We start from the raw sequence: 9567 nt of genomic DNA on the forward strand, positions 1-9567 counted from the left end.
AGGCTGTCCCGCCCGAAGCCCGCCCCGACCGTGCGGTCCCCGCTACCTACCGACCCAGGAAGATCGGGTTGGTGAACGCCGCCAACGCCCCCGGCAGCGGCGCCAGCACCGCCTCGTGCCGCACCTCCGCCCGTACGTACGCCGCGTACTGAGCCGTCGTACGCCACTCCACGACCCCCGTGCCCGCCACCGGCAGGACCGCGCTCGTGAACAGGACGCCCTGGTCCGTGACGAAGCGGACCGTGCAGCGCGGGGCGCCCGAGACCTCCAGGCGGACCGTCACCGGGGCGTCCCCGGACACCTTCAACCGGCCCCCGATGTCCGCGTGTTCGCCCTTCGGGCCGGAGGCGGTGAAGGTGAGCGAGACCGACTTGGACTCGGCGACGTACGAGCGCCCTGCCCTCAGGCCCGCCTGGATCGCCTCCCGGGTCAGGTCGTCGGCCAGGACCACCGTCTGCGGGACGCCCACCGGGTCGGGGTCGCGGTGGGTGTCGCTGTTGCCCATGGCCGGAATCCACCCCCGGCCCTCGTCGCCCTCACCCTTCCGTTCCCGTACGGACGCCACCAGCATGCCGTCCCAGTCCGCGAGGGCCACCTCGTCCTCGGGCGAGTAGGTGCCGTTCCACACCTCCACGGCGTCCGCCTCCGCGAAGCCGAACTTCCAGTTGCAGCCGACGCAGGTGGCGTGCGGGTGGGCCGGGACGACCAGGCCGCCGGCGCGGCGGATCTGGCGCGCGAACTTGCCGAAGCGGTTGTCACGGGCCCGGTAGCGCCAGTCGACGAACGTCCCCGGGTCGGTGCCGAGCGCGAGTACGTGGCCGTTGCGGGTCGTCACCTCCTCGCCCACCATGATGAGCAGGTCGTCGCCCGCCTGGTCGGCCCAATGGGCGTGCGACGAATGCGTGTTGTGGTCCGAGGAGTTGATGAAGTCGAGGCCCGCCGCCCGTGCCAGGGCCGCGATCTCGGTCGGGGTGCGGCGGCCGTCCGAGTACCAGGTGTGGAGGTGGCAGTCGCCCCGGTACCAGGCCCGGCCCCGCCCCTTCGCCCGCTCCGGCGGGTAGACCGGGGTGACGACCTCGCCGGGCTCGCCGTAGCTCAGCGTGATCGTGATCTCGTAGGCCAGGCCCTGCGGGGAGACCGTGTACGGGCCCAGCGCGATGTGCCAGGTGCCCGCCTTCACCGGGCCCGGGATGTAGCCGGGCGTGGCGTCGTCCGCGCGGACGAAGAACTCCGTACGGGCCCCGCCCGACCAGCCCCGGAAGCCCTTGCCGCCCAGTTCGGTGCCGCGCTGGTCGAAGACACCGATGTCGAGCGCGTTGCCGGCGGTGCCGGCCGGGACGGGCGGGCGTTCGTAGGTGTACGACACCCTCAACTCACGTACGCCGTGCGGGATTTCGACGGGGAGGTAGACGAAGTCGGGGGAGCCGGTGGGCAGCGTGCCCCGTACTGTCTTCGTCTCGGTGCCGGGCGCCGCCTCGGCCGGGGTGCCTTGGGAGAAGCTCACGCTTCCCAACGTAAGCGCGGCGGCGGCCCCCGACACGAAGAGGGCGCGCCTGGCCAGGGTGTTTCCCGTACCGGAACCGTGGTCGTCTTCGCACATGCTGCTGCTCCCAGGATGTCGGTGTGTGACGTGGGTGAGGCAGTGGTGGCGCGTACCTCTTTCAGAGCCACTTCAGAGCCACTTCATAGCCACGATCAGGCCCTGGGGTGAACTCCCGTACAAGACAGGGGAATCGCCGTGACAAGAGACAGAGGTGCATGGGGGTGCTCCGAGTGACGTTCGACCGATACTCATCAATGCCGACCGGTCGGTATGGACAGGCGGGGCGCCGCCCGGTACAGATACGGATATGGACATGCGCCTAGCCGTAACGATCTTCCTCACCGACGAGACGATCACCCCGACCCGGCTCGCCCGAGAGCTGGAGCAGCGCGGGTTCGCCGGGCTGTACCTGCCCGAGCACACGCACATCCCGGTCGAGCGGACCAGCCCGTACCCGGCGGGCGGCGACCTGCCGCGCGAGTACGGCCGTACGCTCGACCCCTTCGTCGCGCTCGGACAGGCCGCCGCCGTCACCGAGCGGCTCGCCCTCGGCACGGGCATCACGCTCGTCGCCCAGCACGACCCGATCGACCTCGCCAAGCAGGTCGCGACCCTCGACCACCTCTCCGGCGGACGTTTCACGCTCGGAATCGGCTACGGCTGGAACGTCGAGGAGGCCGCCGACCACGGTGTGGAGTGGCGTACGCGGCGCGAGCTGACCCGGGACCGGATGGCGCTGATGCGCGCCCTGTGGGCGGACGAACCGACCGCGTACGAGGGCGAGTTCGGGAGCGTGCGGGCGAGCTCCGCGTATCCCAAGCCGGTGCAGAAGGCGCGTGGGCCGGTCGTCGGCCCCCGCACCCTCATCGGCGGTGCGGCCGGGCCGAAACTGTTCGCTCACATCAGCGAGTACGCCGACGGCTGGCTGCCGATCGGCGGGCGCGGCCTGTCCGAGTCGCTGCCCGCGCTGCGGTCGGTGTGGGCGGACGCCGGCCGCGACCCGGCCGCCCTCCAGGTCGTTCCGTACGCCGTCCAGCCCACCCCGGGCAAGCTCGCCCACTACGCCGAGCTGGGCATCGAGGAGGCCGTGGTGCAGTTGCCGTCGGTGGGGGAGGCGGAGGTACTGGGCCTGCTGGACCAGTACACCCCGTACCTGTAGCCGCACCCATGGCTGTACGGGTGCAGCCCGGTGTCCGTGGTTGCCAGTGCCGCCCTGTAAACGTTCGGCAGCCCGAACGGACAGGGCGGTCCTGCGGGACCTGATCACATCGATCGTATGCTCGAAGGATGACGACTCCCGAGACCTCCGGAACCGGTCCCACCCAGCGCCCCGGTGGCGCCTCCGGCCCGACCGAGAACTCCATGCGTCGCGCCCTCAAACGGGCCCGGGACGGCGTCGCCCTCGACGTCGGCGAGGCAGCGGTACTGCTCCAGGCCCGTGGCGAGGCCCTCGCCGACCTCACCGCGTCGGCGGCCCGCGTCCGGGACGCCGGCCTGGAGGCGGCGGGCCGCCCCGGCGTCATCACGTACTCGAAGAGCGTCTTCATCCCGCTCACCCGCCTCTGCCGTGACAAGTGCCACTACTGCACCTTCGTGACCGTGCCCGGCAAGCTCCGCAGGGCCGGCCACGGCATGTTCATGTCCCCGGACGAGGTCCTCGACATCGCCCGGCGCGGCGCGGCCCTCGGCTGCAAGGAAGCGCTGATCACCCTCGGCGACAAGCCCGAGGACCGCTGGCCGGAGGCGCGCGAGTGGCTCGACGCGCACGGCTACGACGACACGATCGCGTACGTCCGTGCCATCTCCATCCGCATCCTGGAGGAGACGGGCCTGCTGCCCCACCTCAACCCCGGCGTGATGTCCTGGACGGATTTCCAGCGCCTGAAGCCGGTCGCCCCCAGCATGGGCATGATGCTGGAGACCACCGCGACGCGGCTGTGGTCCGAGCCGGGCGGGCCGCACTACGGCTCCCCGGACAAGGAACCCGCCGTACGGCTAAGGGTGTTGGAGGACGCGGGCCGGTCCTCCGTCCCCTTCACCTCGGGCCTGCTGATCGGCATCGGCGAGACGTACGAGGAGCGCGCGGAGTCCCTCTTCGCGCTGCGGAAGGTCTCCCGCGCATATCACTCCATCCAGGAACTGATCATCCAGAACTTCCGCGCCAAGCCGGACACCGCGATGCGCGGAATGCCGGACGCGGAACTGGACGAACTCGTCGCGACGGTGGCGGTGGCCCGGCACATCATGGGCCCGAGCGCCTGCCTCCAGGCCCCGCCGAACCTCGTCGACTCCGAGTACGCGCGCCTGATCGGCGCCGGCATCGACGACTGGGGCGGGGTCTCCCCGCTCACCATCGACCACGTCAACCCCGAGCGCCCCTGGCCGCAGATCGAGGAGTTGCGGGAGAAGTCGGCGGCGGTCGGCTTCTCACTCCGTGAACGCCTCTGCGTCTACCCGGAGTTCGTCCAGCGCGGCGAACCCTGGCTGGACCCGCGCCTCCTCCCGCACGTACGGGCCCTGGCCGACCCGGAGACTGGCCTCGCGCGCGAGGACGCGGTGGTCGAGGGCCACCCGTGGCAGGAACCGGAGGAGGTGTTCGTCTCCTCCGGCCGCACCGACCTCCACGCCACCATCGACACCGACGGCCGTACGTCCGACCGGCGCGACGACTTCGACGAGGTGTACGGCGACTGGGGCGCCCTGCGGGAGGCGGCGGCGCCCGGGATGGTGCCGGAGCGCATCGACACGGACGTACGGCAGGCGCTGCGCACGGCGGCCGACGACCCGACGAAGCTCACGGACGACGAGGCGCTGGCCCTGTTCCACGCGGACGGCGCGGCCCTGGACGCGTTGTGCCAAGTCGCCGACGACGTAAGGAAGTCGGCGGTCGGGGACGACGTCACCTACATCGTCACCCGGAACATCAACTTCACCAACGTCTGCTACACCGGCTGCCGTTTCTGCGCCTTCGCCCAGCGCCGCACGGACGCCGACGCCTACACGCTGTCCCTGGACCAGGTGGCCGACCGCGCCCAACAGGCCTGGGATGTAGGGGCAGTTGAAGTCTGCATGCAAGGCGGCATCCACCCGGACCTTCCTGGATCCGCCTACTTCGACATCGCGCGCGCGGTGAAGAAGAAGGTCCCCGACATGCACGTACACGCCTTCTCGCCCATGGAGGTGGTGAACGGCGCGACCCGCACCGGGATGTCGATCCGCGAGTGGCTGACGGCCGCGAAGGAAGCCGGCCTCGACACGATCCCCGGTACGGCGGCGGAGATCCTCGACGACGAGGTCCGCTGGGTCCTGACCAAGGGCAAGCTGCCCACGGCGACGTGGATCGAGGTGGTGACGACGGCCCACGAGCTGGGCATCCGCTCGTCCTCGACGATGATGTACGGCCACGTGGACCAGCCCCGCCACTGGCTCGGCCACTTCCGCACGCTGGCCCGCATCCAGCAACAGACGGGCGGCTTCACGGAGTTCGTCACTCTCCCCTTCATCCACACCAACGCCCCCGTGTACCTGGCGGGCATCGCACGCCCCGGCCCGACGATGCGTGACAACCGCGCGGTCATCGCCATGGCCCGCCTCCTCCTGCACACCCACATCCCCAACATCCAGACCAGCTGGGTCAAGCTGGGCACGGAGGGCGCGGCGGAGATGCTCCGCTCGGGCGCGAACGACCTGGGCGGCACGCTGATGGAGGAGACGATCTCCCGGATGGCGGGGTCGTCGTACGGCTCGTACAAGTCGGTCAAGGACCTGATCGCGGTCGCGGAGGCAGCGGGGCGGCCTGCCAAGCCCCGGACCACCCTTTACGGCGAGGTCCCGGAGGAACGGCAGCGGGCTGCGGCCGCGTCGGACGGGCATTTGCCGGAGTTGTTGCCTGTGCTGGAATGAAATTAAGAAGTGGGTAGGAGTGAACTCGGTTTCCTCGGCCGGGGTGTTGCGCGCGGGTACCGTATGCGTGGTCCTGCGCGCAATGATCGGGATTACGAAAGAACCTGGCGGGGAGAATTCCGTAAAACCCATGACGAGCAAGCGATTTCGGGCTGCTGTTGGTGACTTGCTGAGGTGGCTTCTCGGGCTCCTCAGCTTCACCATTGCGGAGAGGATGTCCAGCCCGATCACGGATTCGTATGTCCTCGGATTCTGCATCGTCGTTCCGTTGACGATTGTTGTCTACTACGCATTCTGGGCGCTGATATCAATCGTTCGAGCGATCAGGGGACAGCAGGAGAGCGAGCCGGGAGCTACTACCGCCAGCCGTGCTCGCAAAGGCGGTTCGTGCCGTTCAGGTAGCCGCGCAGGCCGGCCTCGGGGTACTCGATGATGTCGGCGGGCAGATCGTGCACGCTGAACCACTCGAGGGCGAGGCATTTCTCGGGCTCCCGGTTCTGGGGCACACCCTCCCACTCGGTGGCTTCGAAGAAGAAGCCGATCCGACCGTGGCCCTCGCCGTGCCGGTGATGCACGACGTGTACGAGGCGGAGGTGGGCGGGGTCGACGACGACGCCCGTCTCCTCGTACAACTCCCGGGCGGCACCAACGCTCAAGGGCTCGCCCTTGTCGAGCTTGCCCGACGGCATGTGCCACCGGTAGCGGCCGTACGGGCTGCCGCGCTGCGACATGAGGACCATGTCTCCGTCGCGGAGGATGACGTGGGTGTCGATGATGGGCTGGGCGAGTTGTGCGGTCATGGTTCCTCGGGGTCGGATCGTCGAGGGACGGTGTCAGGGATTCGCTGGGGCTGTCAGGCAGCGGCGATCTGCTGGGCGAGAAGCAGCGCCAATGGCCCCTCTTGCAGCAGGAAGCGTCCCTCGGTGGCGGCCCGGATCGCGTCGGGAATCGGCCACCACATGAGCTCGAAGTCCTCCTCGCTCGGGGTGAGTTGCTGCGGGCCGCGGGTGAGGTCTTCGGCCAGGAAGAGGTCGATGCGTGCGGTGGAGACCGGGGTGATGGCGTACGAGCCGAGGGGCCGCCAGGCCCGGGCGGTGACCCCGGCTTCCTCGCGCAGTTCGCGCCGCGCGCACTGTTCCGGTGTCTCGCCGGGCTCTCTCCGTCCCCCGGGCAGGAACACGTACTCGCCGCCGTGCCTGGGGAATTCGGCACTCAGGACGGCGACCGTGCCGTCCGAGTCTCGGGCCACGGTCACGGAGACGTCGCGCAGAGCGTCCTGCTGGGGTGCGTCGGTCATGGCCCGGGAGCGTAGCCGCCCACTCTTACAGCCGGGCCGCGAACGGCACGTTCAGGACTGTCGGGTGAGCGACGTCGCGGCCGTGGTAGCCGACCTCGCCGAAGGCGTCGCCGTGGTCGTTGCGCTAGGAGTCGGCCATCAAGTCCCACAACACCTGCTGAGCGGCGACGATCTCCTCGGCCGGGTACGCGGCCAGTGGCGACGCGGCATGGCGGGCGACCGCTTCCGCGTCGTTCGGGTCTGACACCTGGTTGCGGGCCGAACTCGATGACCTGCCAGAACTGCTGTCTGTCCATGGAGGTGGAGCATGCCACCTGGCACTGACACATGGATCAAGCAAGCGTGGCTCAGGAAGCGCTCCACCGCGTCCGGGGCGACCCACCCTGCTCGTCAATCACTCCGGCGACGTTGCGGGTGCTCTTTGTGCACAACCCTCTGTACGCGCCGTGAGTCACCTGGGGGCGTTGAAACCGCTTGCTCCTCTTGGAGGTTGTGCCATGCCCTCTCACCCCGTGAGCCGCTCCGTGAACCGCCCCCTACGTCACCCCGTCAGCAGCAGGGCGCTCCGCGTGGCCTCGGCTCTGGCCCTGGTCGCCACCACCGCACTGACCGCCTTGGTCGCCCTGCCCGCCACCGCCGGCGCTGCGGAAACGAGGGCCACCGTGACGAGAGGCCCCAGTAAAGGGTCCTTCGTCTACACGGCGGCGCCGGGTCAGGCCAACAACGTGAACGTCGAGGTGTGGGCCGACGGCGGCATGAACCTGTACATGTGGTACGAAATTGACGACGTGGTCCCGATCGACGACCCGGGGGGCCTCTGCCACCGCCCCGTCCCGGAAGACCCCACCAGGATCACCTGTGACCTGAGCGCCCCGGACCCCGAACACGGGTTCGTGGCGATGAGCATGAAACTCGGCGACGGCGACGACGCCATCACCATGAACAACCACACCGGTCAGGACACGTTCACAGCCGCGATCGACCTGGGCACCGGAAAGGACAGTTCGACCGTGAGCAGCAACCTCCACGGTTCTTTGGAAAACGGCGGCGACGTGGTCTACGGCGGACCTGGTGACGACAACATCAGCGTGCACGGCAACGAGAGGGCCTGGGGCCAGGAAGGCAACGACACGATCTCCGCCGACGGCGAGGGGAGCCGCGTGGACGGAGGCGCGGGCAACGACCTCATCAATGCAGGCGCGGGCCGGCAGATCCTGACCGGCGGCACCGGCAACGACCTGATCCACGGCGGCCCGGGCGACGACATCCTCTACGGCAACAGCGGCAACGACACCCTCCAGGGCAACAGCGGCAACGACAAGCTGTACGGCGGTCCCGGCAAGGACTCCCTCAGCGGCGGCCCAGGCCGCAACGTCGTCCGCCAGGACTGACATCGGCACCCGGCTTCACCCCCATCTGCCCGACGCCCGGCCCATGTTCCGCCAGGTACGGACCACGCATCGGAGTACGATGATCCGACCCCCGGCGGAGGACCCGGCGGCGGGTTCCGTAGCTGAGGAGATGCGTGACCGTGGCTGCCCGACGGCTTCCCTCATCGGTCTGGGTCACCGGTCTGACCGTGGGTGCGGTCGCCGTGGTCGCCGCGCTGGCCGTGAAGGCCGAACAGGGGCCGCAGCCCCACGCCACCCCCGCCGCCGCCAAGCACAGCGCGTCCGCCCCGGCGAAGCCCACCGCCAAGCCCAGCCCGGCCGCCGAGGCTGCCGTGCCGAAGGATTCCGGGGTCGGGCGGCGGGTCGTCTACTCGCTCGGCCAGAAGCGGGTCTGGCTGGTCGACGCCAGCGACCAGTCCCGCCGTACGTTCGCGGTGTGGCCCGGCTCGGTGAGCCCCGCCCCGGGGAAGTACACGGTGTCCAAGCGCACCGATGCCCTCACGGGGTCGGACGGCGTGGATATCGAGCACGTCGTGTATTTCACCGCCATATCCGGGGTGAACATCGCGTTCTCCAATGCGCTGGACGGCTCCTCCCCTCCACCGGTGACGGGGAAGCAGACCGGCGGAATCCGGATGCGGGTCGCGGACGGGGACGCCGTCTGGGCATTCGGCTCGACGGGGACCACGGTCTCGGTGGTCGAGTAGCGGACGGCTGCCGCAGCCGACGCGGTTGACGACGCGAGCCGCGCAAGCGACTCCAGTCCTCGTACGAGTCCGTCCTCGACCGGCGTCACCTGACCCGGGGGGAGAGAGGGGAAGCGACGGGCCCGAGGACGGGCCCGTCGAGCGTCCCTACGTCAGTCGGTTGACTTCGCGGCCTTTATCTCGGCATCGACCACGGCCGCCGCAGCCCCCGCCACTGCCCTCGCGGGCGCCCCCACCGGCAAGTGGATCACCAGCAACACCACCCCGCTCAGCATGAACACCCGCGTCGCCGCGTCCAGGCCGTTCCAGTCGTCCGACTGCCACATCGCGAACCACTCGCCGCCGATCGCGATGAAACCCGCGCCGAACAGCAGCATCAGCATCAGCAGGCCGTACGTGGAGACGCGGCGCGCCCGTTCCAGGTCGCGGCGGGCCCACAGCCACGTGCCGGCGACGAGGACGAGCGCGGCGAGTGTCTCCCACGCGATGATCGCCACGTACGCCGTGTCCTGGAGGCTCTTCGACGTGATGGCCCGCCACATGAGGTCGTCGTCCTTGAACGTGGTGTCCATCGCGAGGACATGGCGCACGAACTGCTGGTTCGAGTCGAAGTCGGTGATGTTGCCGAGCGCCACCAGGGCTGTGTAGAGCGCGAGGGTCGCTGTCAGCAGGGTCGCGGCCAGGGTGAGTGCGGTGTGTGGGGGATGGACGGTACGGGTGGGGTGG

9 protein-coding genes are annotated in these 9567 nt (G+C 69.6%); 4 read left to right on the forward strand and 5 right to left on the reverse strand.

The genetic code is table 11. The features are described 5' to 3' along the window. Positions 1–46: 46 nt before the first annotated feature. Positions 47–1600, reverse strand: coding sequence for a CehA/McbA family metallohydrolase (locus AOK08_RS30275; RefSeq protein ID WP_055531979.1), 1554 nt, complete (start codon positions 1598–1600; stop codon positions 47–49). 256 nt (positions 1601–1856) lie between these two features. On the opposite strand from AOK08_RS30275, the gene AOK08_RS30280 reads away from it, so the two are divergent. Both AOK08_RS30280 and AOK08_RS30285 read left to right on the forward strand, forming a co-directional pair. Further along, positions 1857–2702 carry an LLM class F420-dependent oxidoreductase gene (locus AOK08_RS30280; protein ID WP_055531993.1) on the forward strand — a complete coding sequence of 282 codons (846 nt, stop codon included), beginning with the start codon at positions 1857–1859 and terminating at the stop codon, positions 2700–2702. A gap of 128 nt (positions 2703–2830) precedes the next feature. Beyond that, positions 2831–5446 (forward strand): bifunctional FO biosynthesis protein CofGH, encoded by a 2616-nt coding sequence (locus tag AOK08_RS30285; protein ID WP_055531982.1) that lies wholly within the window; start codon positions 2831–2833, stop codon positions 5444–5446. Between the two features lie 356 nt (positions 5447–5802). Here the strand turns inward: AOK08_RS30285 and AOK08_RS30290 are convergent, their stop codons facing one another. The 3 genes from AOK08_RS30290 to AOK08_RS48525 form a co-directional block, all read right to left on the reverse strand. Beyond that, positions 5803–6246: an NUDIX hydrolase gene (locus tag AOK08_RS30290; protein WP_055531984.1), complete on the reverse strand. Its 444-nt coding sequence runs from the start codon at positions 6244–6246 to the stop codon at positions 5803–5805. A 53-nt stretch (positions 6247–6299) separates the two neighbouring features. Continuing rightward, complete coding sequence (locus AOK08_RS30295; protein WP_055531985.1) at positions 6300–6743, reverse strand: NUDIX hydrolase; 444 nt, start codon at positions 6741–6743, stop codon at positions 6300–6302. A gap of 124 nt (positions 6744–6867) precedes the next feature. Continuing rightward, positions 6868–6990 carry a hypothetical protein gene (locus AOK08_RS48525; RefSeq protein WP_277816048.1) on the reverse strand — a complete coding sequence of 41 codons (123 nt, stop codon included), beginning with the start codon at positions 6988–6990 and terminating at the stop codon, positions 6868–6870. 322 nt (positions 6991–7312) lie between these two features. On the opposite strand from AOK08_RS48525, the gene AOK08_RS30300 reads away from it, so the two are divergent. Next, a complete protein-coding gene (locus tag AOK08_RS30300) occupies positions 7313–8134 on the forward strand; it encodes a calcium-binding protein (RefSeq protein WP_055531987.1) in 822 nt (273 codons plus the stop codon). 134 nt (positions 8135–8268) lie between these two features. Next, positions 8269–8841, forward strand: a complete 573-nt coding sequence (locus AOK08_RS30305; protein WP_055531989.1) for a hypothetical protein — start codon at positions 8269–8271, stop codon at positions 8839–8841. A 152-nt stretch (positions 8842–8993) separates the two neighbouring features. On the opposite strand, the gene AOK08_RS30310 is transcribed toward AOK08_RS30305, so the two are convergent. Then, entirely contained in the window at positions 8994–9524 is a 531-nt protein-coding gene (locus AOK08_RS30310) for a DUF2165 domain-containing protein (protein WP_063794163.1), read from the reverse strand. Between the last annotated feature and the right edge of the window lie 43 nt (positions 9525–9567).

Source organism: Streptomyces graminilatus, assembly GCF_001418565.1.
Lineage (GTDB): Bacteria > Actinomycetota > Actinomycetes > Streptomycetales > Streptomycetaceae > Streptomyces > Streptomyces graminilatus.